Source organism: Acinetobacter sp. PW68 (genome assembly GCF_020982655.1).
In the GTDB taxonomy this organism is placed as follows: domain Bacteria; phylum Pseudomonadota; class Gammaproteobacteria; order Pseudomonadales; family Moraxellaceae; genus Acinetobacter; species Acinetobacter towneri_A.
The window spans coordinates 924,574-944,800 of sequence record NZ_JAHZSX010000001.1 but is presented as its reverse complement, the minus strand read 5'-3'; the positions used below and the strand labels follow the sequence as shown (position 1 = coordinate 944,800).

General features: G+C 40.5%; 14 protein-coding genes and 1 tRNA gene. 4 read left to right on the top strand and 11 right to left on the bottom strand.

Annotated features, from left to right (window positions below):
- Window positions 1-487: 487 nt before the first annotated feature.
- The 7 genes from K1T76_RS04460 to efp all read right to left on the bottom strand — a co-directional run bounded on the left by K1T76_RS04460 (window position 488) and on the right by efp (window position 7,811).
- Window positions 488-564, bottom strand: a tRNA-Val gene (locus K1T76_RS04460).
- A 32-nt stretch (window positions 565-596) separates the two neighbouring features.
- Complete coding sequence (locus K1T76_RS04455; protein ID WP_442780693.1) at window positions 597-2,627, bottom strand: transglutaminase family protein; 2,031 nt, start codon at window positions 2,625-2,627, stop codon at window positions 597-599.
- A gap of 2 nt (window positions 2,628-2,629) precedes the next feature.
- Complete coding sequence (locus K1T76_RS04450) at window positions 2,630-3,535, bottom strand: DUF58 domain-containing protein (protein ID WP_442780692.1); 906 nt, start codon at window positions 3,533-3,535, stop codon at window positions 2,630-2,632.
- Between the two features lie 10 nt (window positions 3,536-3,545).
- Complete coding sequence (locus K1T76_RS04445; RefSeq protein ID WP_230244264.1) at window positions 3,546-4,541, bottom strand: AAA family ATPase; 996 nt, start codon at window positions 4,539-4,541, stop codon at window positions 3,546-3,548.
- A 116-nt stretch (window positions 4,542-4,657) separates the two neighbouring features.
- Window positions 4,658-4,963, bottom strand: coding sequence for a YbdD/YjiX family protein (locus K1T76_RS04440; RefSeq protein ID WP_019837636.1), 306 nt, complete (start codon window positions 4,961-4,963; stop codon window positions 4,658-4,660).
- Window positions 4,964-4,973: 10 nt separating this feature from the next.
- The gene (locus tag K1T76_RS04435; protein ID WP_230244262.1) at window positions 4,974-7,073 is read right to left on the bottom strand and encodes a carbon starvation CstA family protein; all 2,100 of its coding nucleotides are present in this window, start codon (window positions 7,071-7,073) and stop codon (window positions 4,974-4,976) included.
- A 168-nt stretch (window positions 7,074-7,241) separates the two neighbouring features.
- Entirely contained in the window at window positions 7,242-7,811 is a 570-nt protein-coding gene (efp, locus tag K1T76_RS04430) for an elongation factor P (RefSeq protein WP_230244260.1), read from the bottom strand.
- Window positions 7,812-8,125: 314 nt separating this feature from the next.
- Between efp and epmB the strand changes: the two genes are divergently transcribed.
- From epmB to K1T76_RS04415, 3 genes are read left to right on the top strand one after another with little or no spacing between them, the layout of a single operon-like run.
- Window positions 8,126-9,142 carry an EF-P beta-lysylation protein EpmB gene (epmB, locus tag K1T76_RS04425; protein ID WP_230244258.1) on the top strand — a complete coding sequence of 339 codons (1,017 nt, stop codon included), beginning with the start codon at window positions 8,126-8,128 and terminating at the stop codon, window positions 9,140-9,142.
- 14 nt (window positions 9,143-9,156) lie between these two features.
- Complete coding sequence (locus tag K1T76_RS04420) at window positions 9,157-10,902, top strand: GTPase (protein ID WP_230244257.1); 1,746 nt, start codon at window positions 9,157-9,159, stop codon at window positions 10,900-10,902.
- Complete coding sequence (locus K1T76_RS04415) at window positions 10,884-13,007, top strand: EAL domain-containing protein (protein WP_230244255.1); 2,124 nt, start codon at window positions 10,884-10,886, stop codon at window positions 13,005-13,007. The genes K1T76_RS04420 and K1T76_RS04415 overlap by 19 nt, the downstream gene beginning before the upstream one ends.
- Before the next feature lie 86 nt (window positions 13,008-13,093).
- Here the strand turns inward: K1T76_RS04415 and rpmE are convergent, their stop codons facing one another.
- The 4 genes from rpmE to K1T76_RS04395 form a co-directional block, all read right to left on the bottom strand.
- Window positions 13,094-13,318, bottom strand: a complete 225-nt coding sequence (gene rpmE, locus K1T76_RS04410; protein WP_004971624.1) for a 50S ribosomal protein L31 — start codon at window positions 13,316-13,318, stop codon at window positions 13,094-13,096.
- Between the two features lie 203 nt (window positions 13,319-13,521).
- Window positions 13,522-14,520: a bile acid:sodium symporter family protein gene (locus K1T76_RS04405; protein ID WP_230244253.1), complete on the bottom strand. Its 999-nt coding sequence runs from the start codon at window positions 14,518-14,520 to the stop codon at window positions 13,522-13,524.
- 187 nt (window positions 14,521-14,707) lie between these two features.
- Window positions 14,708-15,109, bottom strand: a complete 402-nt coding sequence (gloA, locus tag K1T76_RS04400) for a lactoylglutathione lyase (RefSeq protein WP_230244251.1) — start codon at window positions 15,107-15,109, stop codon at window positions 14,708-14,710.
- A 17-nt stretch (window positions 15,110-15,126) separates the two neighbouring features.
- Window positions 15,127-17,307, bottom strand: a complete 2,181-nt coding sequence (locus K1T76_RS04395; protein WP_230244249.1) for an AmpG family muropeptide MFS transporter — start codon at window positions 17,305-17,307, stop codon at window positions 15,127-15,129.
- A 194-nt stretch (window positions 17,308-17,501) separates the two neighbouring features.
- Between K1T76_RS04395 and K1T76_RS04390 the strand changes: the two genes are divergently transcribed.
- Window positions 17,502-20,171 carry a Lon protease family protein gene (locus K1T76_RS04390; RefSeq protein ID WP_442780669.1) on the top strand — a complete coding sequence of 890 codons (2,670 nt, stop codon included), beginning with the start codon at window positions 17,502-17,504 and terminating at the stop codon, window positions 20,169-20,171.
- Window positions 20,172-20,227: the final 56 nt, after the last annotated feature.

Genomic DNA, 20,227 nt, shown 5'->3' with positions numbered 1-20,227 from the left:
TAGTATCAAAAATTATGTACAATGTAACTCTTAATGTGCCCACATCAAAATTCGCTCATGAGCCATTAACTTCCCCTCATTGCGCCATTGTCTGATTGATGTTTTTAAAGTGTTTTAAGAAACATAGAAAAATGTTGTTGCAATGGCACTTAACCATAGAAACGAAGCCCAAACCACATCCAATCCTGCATTCATTGTGCTGAGTTCAGTTGTTTGATTCAAAAAATACGGTGGATAAAAGCTGAGGAAATCCGCTCAGTTAGTGTTGAATGATCTTATTGCGATTGAACTAAACTCCCAATAAATATACACACTAGAAAATAAAGTGTAATTGATGAAACATGTCAGTTAGCTACCGTTAGTTATTGTTTTAAATTTAAATAAATGACTTGTGACACAGTTGAAACGCGTGATTCCCCGAAAAGACCCTAAAACAAAAAAACCACCTAACAAGGTGGGCTTTAAGTCACTGATTACTCAGTAAATATGGTAGGCATATCCAGACTCGAACTGGAGACCTCTACGATGTCAACGTAGCGCTCTAACCAACTGAGCTATACGCCTAAAGTGCTTCGCATCATATTCAGTTTTGGTTTTTAAGACAAGCCCTTTCTGTGTTTTTTCAGCACATCCGCGCAAGTTTTAAGCAAATCCAAAACTACCTGCTCTGAAGTAGAGTCATGCTCAGGCGCATAAGTATATTGTTGATAGCAGACACTTAAACATTGAAATACATCTTGCTCATTTTCATCTAGCTGCGCTGCTAAACGCTGCATCCACACACTCACTGTTTCCGCATCCTGTTTTTGCAACTGAGCGGGCAATCTTTTAGAAAATTTTTCTAAGGCACGATTCACACGAGAACCTTGCTGACGTTTTTTCCAAAAAATCCAGCCAAAATACCCTGCTAAGACTATGAGAATACTTGAAACCAATACCGCTGCCAAAGCATAGTTAGAATGTAGACCTAAGCGGCCAAACCAGTGACGCTGTGACTCGGCATCATACCCCACGACCTTACTTTGCCATTGATAACTCGCATAATCACTCCACACCCGTAAAGAACGAATAAAATTAGAATGTTGGTATTGCCACATTTGTGTGTCAGTACCTAAAACGGCTCGATCATCTGCCATTAGGTTTTGCATGCCATCATCTATACGTTGAGGTGCAATGATAGCTGTCGGGTCTATGCGCACCCATTGTTGATTGAGCAACACTTCTGTCCAAGCATGTGCATCTTGCTGTCGTACTTCCCAGCTTTGTCCATCGGGAGCAAGTTCCCCACCCTGATATCCCACGACTACACGCGCTGGAATCCCAACATAGCGCATCAGTAAGGCAAAACTTGAGGCATAATGTTCACAAAAACCTTGCTTACTCTGAAACAAAAACTCATCGACCCGATTTTGTCCGAGCGTTCCAGGTTTTAAGGTATAACTAAAGCCATTATTGCGATACCACTGCAATATATTCTGCACGTAGCGTTCGGGTTGTTGCTGACTTTGGGCAAACATCTGCAGGGCAAATTGCTGAGCTTTTGGGTCAGATTGCGTCTGCACCTGAACATTTAAACGTTGGCTAAAGCGTCGATAACGCTCGTTCTGTGCATCATCCCTTTGAATATGTGCGGATTCCCCAACCCACTGCAAAGCAATGGGCTGAATCCGACCATTTTGACGCTGCGGCACTATACTCCAATCACGGCGCAATATATATCCCTGCTGATTTGGCACGGATTTTTCCAATGCCATAATCCATTGGACACGTGGATCTGCTGCAATGTATTGATACTGAAAATCGACTTGCTCTGGCTGTAATTGTGCTGCCTGAACAGGTTGTTGATTGCTAAAATTGCTTGTCCATGTACGACCATCATATTGATCCAGCACCATCGCCCGCCAATATAGTTTTGAGCGTGGCGGCAGTTGCTGCATATTCCCCACAATACGAAATGCCAAAGCAGAAGATTGTGATAATTCAGCTATATCGCCTGGCGACATCGTGTCACTAATGCCTGTCACGCCTTTGGCATCTGGAATAGGCACATGCCATAATGGCGGCAAACGTGGAAAGAATAAAAATAATAATAAAAAGAATGGCAAAGCGTATGAGATAAACTTGCCTACATTTTTAAGGTCATGCTTTGCATCTTGGCTGCTCGAATGACGCGACGCATAATCTGCAAATGCGGTTTTTTGAATTCGATATAATCCAATTAAACAGCTGATCAAACATAGAATGACCAGCACGGTCATCCACATGCTTTGGCTGTATAAAAACGAACTAGCACTCACAAAGAGTGCAAAATTAAATAAAATAATCAGGTCGCGTTGGGTATGACTTTCTAAAGCTTTGGCAAACAAAAAGGTGCTTAATAAGGCAACCCCTGCCTCTATGCCTATCAGGCTTTGATAACTCAAATAAATGCTGGCTAAGGCACAACAGGTCAATCCATAAGTCCAAACTTTAGAAATACGCGCTGTCTTGTTTTTATAGTGACGATACAACAGCAACAACATGAGTCCGAAAATGACACTCAATGCCACAGGGCTAAACAGCATGTGAGCAGCCAAAATTAAGATCAGGCTAAGCAGAATAGATTGCTGAATCGAATTGTGCATGATCATCAAGCCTGTGCCAAAAGAATTTTTGCCTGTTTCAACTGCCGCTCACCCACACCTTTTTCAAGGGTCGCATGCGGCAAAAACATGGCATAATTCAACTGTTGTTGTTCACATTGCTCAACTAAACCCATCATCAAACTTAATTTTTCTTCGTGGGTCGGTGCAGGCATGTGTTCATAATAAATATCGATACTCTGTTGATCCTGATATTGTTCAAATACTTTTACATATAAGCCCTGACCGCGTGCAGCTTGCTTCCATGACACGGCTTGCAAGGAATCGCCCAATTGAAAATCACGCAGCTCACGAAACTCGTCTAAATCGGGTTGAAAGCTGTGTAGATGCTGTTTGTTTTCTGCGCTATATATGTCGGCTTTTGGCGCCACCCAAGTGATACGTGACAAATTCAAGTAAGTCCATGCACGTACTAGTCCAAAAGGATAAACCGAATAAATGTGTAAATGAGGGTAATGAAACTGCCCACGTTGTGCTGCAAAAAATGTCAAAATATACTGCTGTTGGGTGTCTTGAATGAGAACCTTTGCTAATTGATGATCGGCTTTAATCCATAAATAACGTGTCTGGGCGAGCTGTTGTTTGAAATGCAATTGTAATTGCAATACTTCGCCCACTTGCCCAACTTCCGGGGTCACAATTTCAATCTCTAATTCATGCAGCTGCTTAAAGGTCAAATAAAAACTGATACACAAAATGGCGCTGATCAAAAAGCAAAAGCCTAGAATCAAGTTATTACCATAATTCACGCCAGCAATAAACGTGATCAAAATCAGTACTAAATACAGATAACCCTGTTGGTAAGTAAAAACCAAAATATCTTTTTGTTTTAAGATTTTGTGCCGATCAAACTGAAAACGTGTCTTGATCCAGTTTTGCCATACCTGCTTCAACATGCGTGTACTAACTCACTTTAACCTGTTTCATCACCTGCAAAGTTTCTGCATCACTCAATCCAATACGATGTGCCGCAACGGCCACAAATACCGCTTGAATATCATCGGCAGTGGCAAAACTGCGTTGCTCGATTAAGGCATGTGCTTGCGCTGCTTTTTTTAGCGCCAAAACACCACGAGTAGATAATCCGTGACGTGCTTTACGGGTTTCTGCGGCTAAGTCGAGTAAGTAGTCTAACGCAGTATCTGATACGTGAATTTCTGTGACCAATTGCTGTAAGTTTAAAATTTCTGTTTCAGTAAAAATATGTTTCAAACTAGCAATCAGCGCATGTCTTGAGTTTTGTTGCAACAGCATTTTTTCAGCAAAACGCGATGGATAACCCAAAGACAAACGCATTAAAAAGCGATCAAGCTGTGATTCTGGCAGCGCATAAGTACCACTTTGAAACAGTGGGTTTTGTGTGGCAATCACCCAAAAAGGTTGCGGTAAGCCATAACGCACACCATCCACCGTGACTGCCCCCTCTTCCATGGCTTCTAATAAGGCACTTTGAGTTTTAGGCGAACAACGGTTAATTTCATCGGCCAATAAAATTTGGGTAAAAATAGGACCTTGCTTAAACTCAAATTGATGTTCTTTTTGATTGAACATATTTACACCAATCACATCACTAGCCAGCATGTCATTGGTAAACTGAATGCGCTGAAATTGTAGACCTGCCAAGTGGGCTAAAGCACTCGCTAAGGTGGTTTTGCCTAATCCGGGTAAATCTTCAAAAAGCACATGCCCTCCTGCTAACAAACAACCTAGCGCCAATTTGGTCTGCTGTTCTTTATCTAAAATAATGGTATTAATTTCTGTCAAAAAAGCCTGAATTTTGCCAGCATAAGATTCAATTTGTGCATTGAGCGGTTGCTGCGCTTGCGTCAGTTGTTTTTGAACTTTTTCTGTACCCCAAATCACAGTAAATCCCCTTATCCTGAAAATAAAACGGCGCATGTTTAAACATACACCGTTTTTCTAAATTTCCAAAGAAATCCTAAAGATATTCTAAGCTGCCTAAACATTGAGGGTTAAGCAGCCCATATCTCTATACTTTTCATCCTGATGCGAGATTAACACGGACACTTTTTCAAACCACCTTTTGCCGATGGATAACGCGCATCGACACAATAACGATAAAAAGTCTTCGCATCCATGGCTTCTAAATCTGGATGATGCTTACGCATGTGTTCCAAATAGTTCTGATAATCCGGTACACCAACCATTAAACGAAAACTTTGTTGCAAACGCTGCCACAAAGTAGCGATACGCGACCAGTTTTTCGGATTCAAAATCAAATCCTTTTGCGACATGATGGTCATTTTAATGATGTTGTAAATCACTGTTTTGCCCTGTTGGGCAAATTTCAGCTTAATCATGTGCTGACTCCTAATGACTGCTATTTGGCTGAATAGTTTCAGGATCACGATAAATCGCTTCGGCTTCATGTACGGTTGGCGTTGGGCTTGCCAATGCACGGCGAATTACCCTAATAGCAGCGAACAACATCACAAATGCCACAATCATAAAGAATGCACATAACACGGCGTTAATTTGATTCGACATCACAATGGTTTGCATTTCGGTGACTGTTTTAGCAGGTGCTAAAATTTCATTGCGTTGAATTGCGGCACTGAAACGATCTGCTTGCGCCAAGAAACCAATTTTTGGATTGTCGTGGAAAATCTTTTGCCAGCCTGCGGTCATGGAAGTAATGAACAAGAATACGGTTGGGATAATCGTCACCCAAACATACTTTTCTTTTTTCATTTTAAACAAAATCACTGTACCTAAAATGAGCGCCATCGCTGCCAAAATTTGGTTACCAATACCAAACAGTGGCCATAAGCTGTTAATACCGCCTAAAGGATCGACTACCCCTTGATAGACGAAAAAGCCCCAACCTGCCACTGCGACTGCCGTGCCAAGCAAGTTACCAAAGAAGTTATGAGAATTTTTCACCGCAGGAATAACAATCCCCACAGTATCCTGCACCATGAAACGGCAAGCACGTGTGCCTGCATCTACCGCAGTTAAAATAAATAAAGCTTCAAATAGAATGGCAAAGTGATACCAGAACGCCATCATCGAGCGGTTATTAAAAATCTCGGTGATGATATGTGCCATACCAATTGCAAAAGTTGGCGCACCGCCCGTACGTGAAAGAATAGAACTTTCACCCACTTCTTTTGCCAAAATAGTTAATGCTTCAGGAGTTACTACAAAGCCTAAATTTCGTACCGCTTCTGCCGCACTTTCCACCGTTGTACCTAAAACTGCAGTGGGTGCGTTAATAGCAAAGTACACGCCTGGGTCTAGCACCGTGGCACAAATCATCGCCATGATTGCCACGAAAGACTCCATCAACATGCCGCCATAGCCAATCATCCGAATGTCTTTTTCGTTATTGACCAGTTTTGGCGTCGTACCTGAAGAAACTAAGGCGTGGAAGCCTGAAATCGCACCGCAGGCAATGGTAATAAATAAGAATGGGAACATTGAACCCGCAAATACTGGCCCTGTACCATCAATAAAATGGGTCACCGCAGGCATCTTCATTTCAGGCATTGCAAACACAATCCCGACAGCCAAGCCTGCAATAACACCAATTTTTAAGAAGGTCGATAAATAATCGCGTGGTGCTAATAACAACCACACTGGCAAAACTGAAGCAATAAAACCGTAGGCAATTAAACACCACGTTAATTCTGTGCCACTTAATGTAAACAAAGGTCCCCAGGTTGGATGCTGTGCAACATTTTCACCATAAATAATACCTAACATCATCAGTACAAAACCGATAATGGACACCTCAGCAATTTTCCCTGGGCGAATAAAACGCATATAAATGCCCATGAAAATCGCAATTGGGATGGTGGCAGCGATACTAAATACGCCCCACGGACTATTAGTTAAAGCTTTCACAACAACCAAGGCGAGTACAGCGAGAATGATTACCATCACGCCCAGCGCACCTAGCATGACAATCACGCCAGCAAATGAACCCAGCTCTTGCTTTGCCATTTCTCCCAGAGAACGCCCATCACGACGTGTAGAAATAAACAAAACCAAAAAGTCTTGCACTGCACCAGCCAACACCACTCCAACCAAAAGCCAGATGGTGCCGGGTAAATAGCCCATTTGTGCTGCAAGAATAGGTCCAACTAAAGGGCCTGCGCCTGCAATTGCGGCAAAGTGATGACCAAACAATACACTTTTATTGGTGGGAACATAATCTAGACCATCTGCTAGACGATGCGCAGGTGTTAAACGCCGAGCATTTAACTCGAATACTTTGGTGGCAATAAATAAACTGTAGAAGCGGTATGCAATGCTATACACACAGACCGCAGCTAAAACTAACCAGACTGCATTGACGTGTTCGCCTCTACTGACTGCCAATATCCCAAAAGATACTGCACCCAATATGGCGACCAAAAGCCATATAATTTTTGAAGTCAGAGTTGACTTCGGCTGAACAGATTCCATTTCAATCCCTCATATTTGTTGCATTCAATCAGCGTCTTTAATTATTCGAGGTACTGCTGTTTTCCTTTGCGACTTTACTCTGCATCTCCTTGTTTTGATCTAATACTTTGGCATAAAAAAAGGGATGATTTTCATCATCCCTTGCGATAATAGTCTATTTTTAAACCATTATGCACGTTCCAAATAATCGCCAGTACGAGTATCTACACGAACGCTTTCTTCTTGCTGTACAAATAATGGAACACGAACTACAGCACCTGTTTCCAATTTTGCAGGTTTACCACCACCACCAGAAGTATCACCACGTACACCTGGATCAGTTTCTACAATTTTTAATACCACGAAGTTGGGTGGGTTTACAGTTAAAGGCACACCGTTAAACAACATAATGGTACATTTTTCGTTTGAATCATCTTTTAACCATTTTGCAGCATCGCCCATTGCTGTTTTATCAGCAGCGATCTGTTCGAAGGTTACAGGATCCATGAAGTTCCACATTTCGCCATCGTTGTAGAGGTATTCCATTTCTACTTCTACAATGTCAGCTGCTTCTAATGAATCACCAGACTTAAATGTTTTTTCTAAAACTTTACCAGAACGAAGGTTACGAAGTTTTACGCGGTTAAACGCTTGACCTTTACCTGGCTTTACATATTCATTTTCCATGATTGAACATGGGTTACCATCAAGCATAACCTTAAGGCCTGACTTGAAATCATTCGTAGAATAATAGGCCATGACTGGCACACTCCAAACTGACTAACTTAACTTTATATGCTACAAAGCAATGACCAACGCAGCTTTGCGATGCTCGCCATCTTGCAACATCTTTTTTTCATCGGACGTATTGTAAATGAGCAAGCTATAACGAAGCAATGAAAATCCACTACCGATCGCCTCAAGATATCGGTAAAATCAGCTGTTTTATAATGATTCTGATTCAAAGCGATCAAATCATTCGCGGCATTCACGCTCAATGAACACAGAATTCTTCTAGGCTATACAGATGTGTGCTTGGTTCATTTCACCTTATATTTAAAAACTTTTCTGGCATGATCAATTACCTGTACCAAGAACAAAACTGGCAATCTCAACTCAGTGACTTGATCACCGACCCGCGCGAATTATTAAATCTTTTAGAGTTGTCTGAAAAGCAGTTGCTGTCAGGTGCATTACTGGCATCAAATCAGTTTAAATTGCGTATCCCAAGGGCATTTGTTGCCAAAATGCAAAAAGGCAATCCGCTCGATCCCTTGCTGTTACAAGTTTTGCCGCATCATTTAGAACTTGAAGATCATCCCGGATTTGTCACCGACCCTTTGGGTGAGGAACAAGCCAATCAACAACCTGGAGTCTTACACAAATATAAATCACGCTTTTTGCTCACCCTGACGGGTGCTTGCGCCGTACATTGCCGTTATTGTTTCCGAAGACACTTTCCTTATCAAGAAAACCTGCCAAAAACTGAAGATTGGGACAATATCCGTAATTATATTGAAAGCCAGCCCGATATTAATGAAGTGATTTTAAGTGGTGGTGACCCACTCACTTTGTCAAATCGTAAATTAAATATCTGGATTGAACGCTTAGCATCTATTTCGCAAATAAAATTTTTGAGAATTCACTCACGAGTTCCGATTGTTATTCCCAACCGTATCGATGAATCGCTGATTTTCTTACTAAAAAACAGTAGGCTGCGTATTATTCTAGTGGTACACTCGAATCACGCATCAGAATTAGATGACTTTACGTGTTCGCAACTCACCAAGTTAGTTGAGCAAAATTTCACCGTTCTGAATCAGGCAGTCTTATTAAATGGGGTCAATAATTCTGCTCAGGTCTTGACCGATTTAAGTTATCGTCTTTTTGATGCGGGGGTGATGCCTTATTATTTACACGTGTTAGATAAAGTAAAAGGAGCGCATCATTTTGATTTAATGCCGCAAGACATTGATCACATCTATAAAGAGCTTTTAGCGAACTTACCTGGCTATTTAGTTCCTAAACTCGTTAGGGAAATTGCGGGCGAAAAAAACAAAACACCTTTATTTGGGGTTTCAACTTATTGAGTTAAATAATAATCATGAATATAAATACTTCAGATCTTTTTCTAGTTCCCAGCGAACTAAAGCTGGAGCAATTGAGTTTTTGTCAAAATACGGTTAAAAGCATTCAAGCATGGGCAACGGATTTATCCATTTTACAATTGGGTGATTCTTCCCAAGCCCTGTTTAATGCACTGTTAGAAATTTCACAACTGAAATGTCAGGAAACATTACGTTTTGACTTAATTCAAGCTATTCATCCAACACTTGAAAATGTACTCACCAGCCTAGAAAAGCATTTTTTCAATCAGGCCTTAATTAGTAATGACCGCAACGATCATATTGTTGAACTCGCGCTGTTATTACGCAGTCACTTCGCCAAAGTGTATATTGATATTTCCCGACGCAGTCACCAACAACTCTCTCAACAAAAGTTTTCTTTATTTGCCTTTAATTTAAAGAAGAATTTACAAACTGCACGAGTTCTATCTAGCTATTATGCTTTACAGCAATTGGCTCTACTGCGCTATCAACAACACATGCTTTATAGCCCCGCCTTGCCAAATCAGTGGCTAATTGCACACCAACTTTTAGATACTGCAATTCAACAACATTATTATTTAAATAATATTAATCAGTTACAAGGTACACAACATCAACTGATTAATATTGCACAAGCCTATGCACAGCTGATTTTATTGGAAATTTTCAATACCCATCAAATTCGACCTGCAGAAATTCAAGGTTTATATCTTTGTAGCTTTGACTGGGCAAAATTGATTCAAGTTTTACCCAAAGAAACGACATTTTCACGTTACGTGGTCGATGCAAGTAAAGATCATCCCCCTATTTACAATACGCACCAAAGCCAAGGCTTTCAGGCCAACATTTTTATTGCAACTCAATCCCTGCTTGATCATTTAAATGAAGCTCAAGGTCGTAAAGGTGTAAATTTATCACGCAATGAAAAACTGTTCTTAACTCCTGCCTTGCATTTCCACTTGCATAATATTTTGACCAATACGGCAGAACGTGTGCATGAGCGTTATGAATATTCGGCACGAATTAAAATTTGCTTTGGGTTAACTGTGGCACATTTTTATCTCTCTAATGGTAAAAACTTCAATGAAACATTGGCTTTGAGAGATAACTACCAATTCCAGAATGAAAGCCAGTTTGTCAACGCCATGCATACCAATTCTACGGTAGATATTAGCGCTGTTAAAACTTTAGACCGTCAAGCCAAACAAATTCACAATGCCGATGTTTTAGATATTAGTGTCAATGGCTATCGTATTAAATGGACGGGTGAAACACCAAAAAACCTTAAAACTGGTGAATTTATTCTCGTTCAGGAAAATAGCCAAAGTCCGTGGCGTGCTGGTGTAATCCGTTGGATTAAACAATCAGTTGAAAAAAGTTTAGAAGTTGGTTTGGAAATTTTAACTCAAGATATTTATCCTTGTTCTGTTTTTATTAAAACAGATCGACATACGGGAAATTATCATCCAACATTATTGGTACAAAGTACACAGGTTGATGAAGTCAATAACACGTTGATTTTGCCAAATCTGCAAATTTTACGTGATAAAAAAACCATACAATTACGTTTAGGTGAAGAAGAACTTAAAGTGTTCTTAATTAAACCGTTACTGATTACCCAAAGCTTTATTCGCTTTGATTTTGAGTTGTTAAATGATCAACAACAGCCTTTAATTGATGGTTTTATTCAGAAACAAGTGAATGAAGTTAAAAATCACGATATATGGGAAGCATTAAAGTGAGAAATCCATTATTATCTAAAAAGCTCAAACGTACCGAAACACGTTTACTCATAATCGATGACAACCAAATACGTTTTAATCAAATTTGTGAGCAACTCACTGCAAATGAGCACCGTGTTCAAGCTTATCTCTTAGATGACATAAAAAATTTTGAAAAACAATTACATTTAACTTGGGATTTGGTGATTTTTGGTCGTGCTTATGATATGAAAGTCGATCAGGCCCTTACTTTAATTCGTGCATCACAGCAACCGAATCTTCCGCTACTGTTACTCAAACCAGATGATTACGATGCCACACAATATACCAGTTATGTGCGCAAAGGCATCTATGACATTATCAATTTAGATTATCCTGAACGCTTCTATTTTGGCTTAATTCGCGCATTGTCTTTTAGTCGCTTACAACAGTCACAAGAACAACTTATGACTGAACTTGATAATGCGCAATCACAAGCACAGGCGCTAGTCGAAGACAGTAGCAAAGCTGTGGCAATTATTCAGGAAGGAATTCATGCACAAGCCAATGCTGAATATTTACAGCTATTTGGTTTAAAAAGTGAAGATGACATTATTGGCTTGCCATTATTAGATTTATTACAACCCCAAGATATTACAGATTTTAAATTCCGCTTTAAGAAAGTCAGTCAAGGACAGTTTGAACACGGCCATTTTGATATTCATAGCCAAAACCCGCTTCTGGCACAACAAAACCCACTCAAAATTGAATTCATTGCAGCAGCTGACGACGCCATACAAATCACCATAGATATTGAAAATACTGCGCATAATACAGCCCCTACTCAAACCACCTCAGACAAAGCGACAGCAAAGCCTAGCGCCTACCAATTGGTGAATCGTACTTTAGCCAAACAGCCTTCTAGTGATAATGCTTTGGTGGTGTTTTCGTTGGCGAACTGCCCAGATTCAATTTTCCAATCCGACTGGCAAACCACAAAAAATTACTTTGCCAACATTAAAAACTTTTTAAAAGAACAGACCAATGTACCTTTATTTAATGTGAGTAATGGTTTAGTCGTTGGTTTGTTCCAAGCAGAATCGCCTACAATTTTAGAATCAAAACTGATTGGCTTAAACTCACTCACGAAACCCCAATTACTCACGGTAGATCAACACAGCTATCCGCTTAATTTGCGTATTGGTTATGTCCCGCTCACTCAAGATATTCAAAATGAAAGCAATTTTGAACAACTGATTAGCCAAGGTTTTGCCAACGCATTACCAAAACCACAAGAACAACATAACTCAGGTTTAGCCTTAGACTTATCATTCGGTGAATCTAATTTACTTGTAATTGAACCTGCCGTTGCTGTACCACAATCCTACAGCGAATCAGCAATTATTGCTGCTATACGTCAAAGCCTAGATCGAGGTGAAATTCATCTGAAATATCAACAACTTTACGACAAGCAAGATACTAACTTATATACCTACGAAGTAACCAGCGGCTTTATTTTCAATAACGAATGGCAACCACTGACTTGCTTAATTGACTTGGCAGAAGACCCAGAATTAGCCATTAAACTGGATCGTTGGATTTTGGTTGAAGCCTGTAAACAATTACACAACTTCATTACCCAATACCCTGAAGCGAAGTTGATTGTCAATTTAAACAAATTTGTTTTATTACAAGACCGTAGCTTCCCTGAGTTTGTGTCTAAACTGATTACGATTATTGGTAGCCGTATCAGCCATCCATTAATTTTACAATTCTCAGAAGAAGATATCAGTCAAAACTTAGGTGATGCACAGAAACAAATCAGTTTATTGCGTCAGCACGGTGCTGAAATTTCTCTACGTGATTTTGGTCATTCGATTTATAGTGAATCCATCTTGAAACAAGTTGATATTCACTACTTAACCTTACACAGCGCACTGACTGAAAAACTGGCTTCAGATGACTCTACGCAAGAATTGCAGGAACAATTGAGCATTTATAGTGAAATTAAACCTGTTGAAGTGTTATTGCGTGACTTAAATGATATGAACCTGTTTGCAAATGCGTGGAATGTCGATGCACGCTTTATTCAGGGTGATTATTTCCAGAAAAAACTCGATCATTTAATTGATGTGCAAGACCAATAAAGTCTTGTGCATTAGGGTCTATATTTTTAGATCCTAAATCTAAGGCAAAAAAAACGGGCAATTGCCCGTTTTTTTTGTACTGGAGATTAACGTTTGATAGAACGTGACATACCAGCAAAACGTTGTTTGAACTTGTCGATACGACCGCCAGTGTCAACATTCTTTTGCTTACCAGTGTAGAACGGGTGGCATGCAGAACATACGTCAAGATAAAGAGTTTCTTTACCAACTGCTGAACGAGTTTCGATTACGTTACCGCAAGAACAAGTTGCAACTAATTTTTCATATTTTGGGTGAATATCGGCGCGCATCGTCGATTACTCCTAAGATTTAAGAAGGCTTAAGCTGTCATCGCAATTGGTCACTCTCATTAACAAAAATGAGGAAATGCTTTATAGCAGACCAACACCACAACAGACCATTCTTTTGGCCCACCGAGACGGATACCGTCAGAGCTAAGCACAACAAGTTGGGCAATATTATACGGAATAAAATATTTTAAAGCTAATTATTCTTAGGAATTTAATTCTTGCGGGTCAGTCGAATCTGGTTGCTTCTCAAGATAATTGGCAATCACGCCACACACCATTAACTGAATTTGATGGAAAATCATGATAGGTAAAACAATCATCCCCAAAGGCTGACCAATAAATAAAATTTGTGCCATTGGTACACCACTGGCCAAGGTTTTTTTGGAGCTACAAAAAAATGCGGCAATTTGATCTTCACGTGCAAAACCCAACCATTGCGGTACAACCCACGCCAACCACATCACAAGGGTCAATAACACGGAACAGGCAATAATCAACAGCAATAAAGTCATGCCACTGACTTGATGCCACAATCCTGCTACCACTGCCCCACTAAATGCGCCATAAACCACCATCAAAATCGAACCCTGATCAAACACCTTGACCAATTTTGGCAATTTCAGCATCTGTGGAAAAACATAAGGACGTAATAATTGCCCCAAGATAAATGGCACCAATAACAATAACGTAATTTGAATAATCGAGTTTGTCGGGTCAAAACCGTGCTCAGACTGCCCTAAAATAAAGATTCCTACTAAAACCGGGGTAATAAACATCCCAATTAAATTAGAAAAAGACGCACTGCAGACTGCGCTGGCAACATTGCCTTTTGCCACTGAAGTAAAGGCAATTGAAGATTGCACGGTTGAAGGCAAAAAACACATGAACAAAAAGCCCCAATACAACTCCTGCCCAAGAATTGGCACTAAAATTGGCTTAGCTAGCAAACCTAAAATCGGAAATAACGCAAAAGTAAAAGTAAACACCAACGCATGCAATTTCCAATGCATCATGCCTTGAATTACGGCTTCACGTGATAATTTCGCCCCATGCAAAAAGAACAAAATTGCAATGGCAACCGTCGTAATCACACTAAAAACTTCGGCGGCCTGCCCTGACACAGGCACGACACTGGCGAGGATCACCATCACAAACAAAAGAATGGTAAAACGGTCCAATGCCAATAACTTCAACATAAACACATCCTGTATTTTTTACTGTTGCAAAAAAAGCCCAGTAATTTTTACCTTTCGATAAAGGTATATTACTGAGCTCTATTCAAAAAGCGAGCATTTTAAGGTGATGTTCAATATTTTTAAAATGAATACTGAACAATATACAGTTTATTGTGTAATAAACGTTTATTTTTTACTGTTGCACAGATAAAGATTAATTATTGCGTGCGTTCTGATCTTGCTGAATCAGTTCAATCTTATAACCATCTGGGTCTTCAACAAAGGCAATGACCGTCACGCCACCTTTCATTGGTCCTGCTTCACGTACCACCTTACCACCACGTGCTTTAATTTCTTCACATGCTTTGTAGACGTCTTCCACCCCAATTGCAATATGACCATAGCCATTACCCAAATCATAACTTTCTGTATCCCAGTTATGGGTCAGCTCCAAAACGGTATGATTTTCTTCATCGCCATAACCTACAAAAGCAAGCGTAAAACGACCTTCTTCGTAATCACGCTTACGGAGCAAAATCATACCCAAAACTTCTGTATAAAATTTTAATGATTGCTCTAAATTACCAACACGTAACATGGTATGCAGCATGCGCATGACATTCATCCTTTTATTCAATCGGTTTTGCTTGTACGTTGATGCTCACCCAACAGTTTCGCTACCCACACCACTAAAATTAGAATAGGTATTCCAATTAAAGTGGTCATAAGGAAAAAGTTCGGATAGCCAATATTCGTCACTATAGTACCCGAATAACCGCCTAAAATCTTAGGGGTCAGGGTCATAAGTGAGCTAAAAATTGCATATTGCACTGCAGTAAATGATACACTGGTTAAACTCGATAAAAAAGCAATAAAAGCTGCACCTGCCAAACCTGAAGCCAAGTTATCGACAATAATGGCAAAATATAACCATGCTGTACTATATGGTTTAATCACCTTGCCCTGAATTTCAACCATATTGTTTGAAGATGATTGAACGATCGGCAAAGGTTGAATATCTACATCCAAAGGATTGGCTTCATGAGTGCTTAAGTCCACCTGATAGGTTTGACTGTGTTGCTGTATTGTTTGCTGCCCATTCCACAATACGACTTGTAGTTGTTTGCTTGGTGAGTCTGCCAAAAGCTGTCCTGCAATCGCTGCAGTAAAAATCCCTTGCGCATCCAGTTTTGCATCAAAACTTTGCCCATCTAGTTGTAGTACAATTTTTTGCTGTTCGGTTAAGGCAGGCCCTGCATATTGCCCACGTACGACAATACTGTTACTGGTTTCATTTGCGCTAATACGATTATCCGACGTCAGTGGTAAAAACTGAAGTTGCGCAGTTTCGGCCTCAGTTTGATGCAAATACGGCATCGCCACTAAACGTGACGGCATATCGCCCGTTTGGTATTGTGCACGCACCTGAATTTCATCCTGAGTTGCTAAAACCTGACTAGGCACAGCCACTTTCCAATATCCAACTTCATCGGCTTGGGTTTGATATTGTTGCTGCCCCACATAAACTTGCACATCGCTCAGTTGCTGTCCTGACTTCACCAGACCAATAAAAATAAGATTAGTGGATGATGCCAACACTGCACCGACAAACATTAATTTCATAATGTTCATGCGCTGTGCCAGTAAGCCACCCAAGAAGCCACCCACCAAGCTAAAAATAACCCCATAAACCTTAACCGCTTCGGCAATTTGTTCTTTGCTAAAGTTTAGATCCTGATAGAACACATTAGAAATTACACCTGCAATAATGTCTGAAACTCGATAAAAACCAATTAAGAGTAGTAACACCAGTGCCAGTTTCATGCCGTAGCGTTTAAAAAAATCTGCGACAGGATGCACCCATGTTTCAAATGCCATCTGTTTATTGACTGCGCCCAATTTGACCAAAATTGTGCCCATACCTACAGCCGCTGCACCCGATGCAATAAATCGTAAAGCTTCTATCGAAAATAATAAAAATGCATCTTTGAGTTGGAATTGTTGTTTTAAGGTTTCGGTTAAATTACCCGAAAAAACATAGCAGAACACAAAACTTAGTACCGCAACAAAAAACACTGCAACTAGACGGAAATAGTCACGTCGTTGATAATGCTTGTTGACCCGATTGACTTGTGGTTCACGAATCACCAGAGTCGTGATAATGCCAATCAGCATCACCGAAGCCATCGCCAAATAAGTCATTTTCCATGCACTATAAATATAGTTGCCTTTGGCTGTACCTAATGATGCTGCCAAAAATAAAGCACCTGCCCCCGCGACAATCATCCCAATGCGATAGCCCGCGTTATAGGTCGATGCCAATACGGTTTGCATTTGAGTTTCAGCCAATTCAATACGGTATGCATCAATCACAATATCTTGCGTAGCAGCAGAAAAACCCAGTAATACTGCTCCAAATGCCATTTGATATAAATGTGACTGTCCCAACGCAGGGTCAGAAAATGCCATCACGGCAATTGCACAGACAATTAAACATTGGGCAATGAGAAGCCATGCCCGACGACGCCCCAGTTTTTTAGTTAAATAGGGTACAGGCAATTCATCAATTAATGGCGCCCAAACAAATTTAAAGGAGTAACCCAAAGCGGCCCAGCTAAAGAAGGTCACTGCACTTTTATCAATACCTGCTTCGCCCAACCATAAGGATAGACTGGAAAAAATCAGTAAAATTGGAATACCTGCAGAGAAGCCCAAAAACAGCATAATTAGCGCACGACGGTCTAAAAATGTCGTAAATGCCGCTTTCCACCCTGTGTTTTGTGCTGAAGTTTGCTCAGTCTGTTGTGTGGTCATTCGATTATTATTTTCTATCAAGTCAAAGTGTTGTTATTCAATCGCGGAATAGCTTCTGTTTCAACAGTATTTATGAAATTATCCACCATAGCCTTATCATTATGTAGTAAAAATTATGGCTTTGCTTGAATTTTCCGCTTAAACCTGTATACCTTTAAACTTCTAACTGCACTATTTCGTTTTGGATTTCTACAGTGACCCAAAGACTTGATCAAATCACCCCATCAATGACAACCAGCACAACAACAGCAGTGCCAGACGCACAACAACCGCTTCTCAGCTCTGCCTTTGAACAAAGCGAAATACAAACCACATTAGAAAATACGCGACTCACAGCAACACAACTCACCCATATTCCAAATTACGATAACATTCCCGCTTCGACCCGACGAATTAAACCGCTGAATAATTTTTTAGGACAAGATCGGGCACGTGCTTCAGTGGAAGCAGGTATTTCCCTGCCATATTCTGGCTATAATATTTTTGCAGTGGGTACAGCAGGATTAGGCAAACGCACCATGATCAAGCGTTTGCTACAGCAACATGCTAAGAGCATGCCGACTCCAAATGACTGGGTTTATGTCAATAACTTCAAACACCCGCGCCAACCAATTGCCTTACAATTGCCTGCAGGTCAAGCGCCTAAATTCCAAAGCTTGTTACATCAAACTTGGCAAACTATTTTAAAGCAACTTGAACGTCGTTTTACAGCAGAAACCTATCACAACCGCATTGAAATGATTCGTCAACAAGCGGGTGATGAACAGCAACAAGCCTTAATTGAGCTGACCAGTGAAGGTGAAGAACTCGATTTAAAACTGATTGCGCAGGAAGATGAACATTGCTTTGTACCCGTGCATCTGAAAAATGACAAAATGCAAGAAATGTCTAAGGAAGATATCAATGCTTTAGACAGCAAAACCCGTGCAGAAATTGCGTCCAATATTCGTTATATGAATAAAAAACTGGAGCGTTTAGGTTTGCATTTGGGCGATTTAGAAGATGATGCACGTGACAAAGTGCAAGACTTGAACCGTGATATTGCCAAACAAGTGGTGATGCCACGTATTGATATTATTGAAAATAAATACCCTAGCGTCGAAGGTTTGACTGAATATTTACAATATTATGCCGAAGACATCATAAATAATGTCGAGTTTGTTTTAGAACAGGAAGAGGATGATTTTCGTCCTGGTACGTTTAGCCGTATTCCTGCACGCTATCAAGCTAATATTATTGTGACTCACAAACCTAACAGCGGCGTACCTGTTATTTTTGAAGATTTTCCAACCCATTACAATTTATTGGGGCATGTGGAACAACTCACGCAAAATGGCACCATCACCACTGACTTTACCTTAATTCGTGCTGGCAGCTTACACAAAGCCAATGGCGGCTTTTTGATGCTCGAAGCAGAGCAATTACTTGAACAACCTTATGCATGGCAAGGACTGAAACGCGCCTTAAAGTCAGGACAATTGAAACTTTCATCATTGGAGCACATGCTGACCTTAACAGGCAGCATTTCCATTGAACCGCAAGCCATTCCACTGAATATTAAAGTGATTCTACTGGCAGAACCTGAAATTTATTATGAAATTTTAGAGTTAGAACCCGAACTGGGCAGCGTTTTTAAAATCCGTGCCGATTTTACCGATACATTACAACGTAATGACGAAAACGAGCAAGCGTATATGCAACTGATTGCCGACTATGTGCAATCTGACAAATTATTGCCTTTTGACCGTTCTGCTTTGGCAGCATTACTTACTGACTCAAGCCGTCAAGCTGAAGATCAAAGCTCACTTTCCTTACATGCCCTCACCTTGGGTGATTTAATTCGTGAATCGCATCACCATGCAGCACAAGCAGGTGATAAAACTGTTTCCGAACAACATATCAATACTGCGCTCGATCATCGCAAATATCGCTTAGGCTATTTAAGAGAGCTGTACTGGCAAGATTTATCACGCGGTACGCAGTTAATCGAAACACGTGGGCATCGTTTAGGGCAAATTAACGCCTTGTCAGTGATTCACTATGCCGATGTCGAATTTGGCTTGCCTTCGCGCTTAACAGCTTCGGTCTACCAAGGCGGTGGCGATATTTTAGATATTGAACGCAGTGTAGAACTAGGCGGTTCTTTACATGCCAAAGGCGTATTGTTAATGGCCAGTTTCCTTAAAGCACATTTTGGCCGTGAACAAATTTTGCATTTTTCTGCTGCCCTCGCCTTTGAGCAAAGTTATGGTCAAGTTGATGGTGACAGCGCAACGGTGGCTGAGCTTTCGGCTTTGATTTCTGCAATCAGCCAGTTACCTATTGATCAATCTTGGGCCATTACAGGTTCAATGAATCAACTTGGTCAGGTACAGCCCATTGGTGGCGTGAACGCAAAAATTGAAGGGTTCTTTGATGCCTGTAAACTGCACGGTTTAACGGGTAAGCAAGGTGTAATTATTCCACGTCAAAATATGCAGCACCTCATGTTGCGTAAAGATGTGATTGAAGCCGTAGAACAAGGTCAATTCCACATTCACGCCATTGATACCATTGACCAAGCCTTAGAAATTTTAATGGCGCGTCCTGTGGGTAAACTCACTAAAAAAGGACGTTACAGCAAAGGTTCAATTTACGCTGCAGTCATGGAACAACTTGAGTATTGGCAAGCCATTGAAGATGGTGCAGAAATTGAAGAAGAGCCGAAGAAAAAGAAAAAGTCCAAGAAAGAAAAGGACAAAGCACAAAAAGCCAAAAAAAAACAGAAAACGGCTGAACCATCTAATGCAGCACCTTCGGATGAAGTCACTGCCGAGTCAGCTGAAACAACTGAACTTACAACAGAAAATTCTGTAGCAGACTAAGCGTAGTGATTCGAGTCAGTTATTCAAGTTCATTCCAGATATAAAAAAAGCGCCAA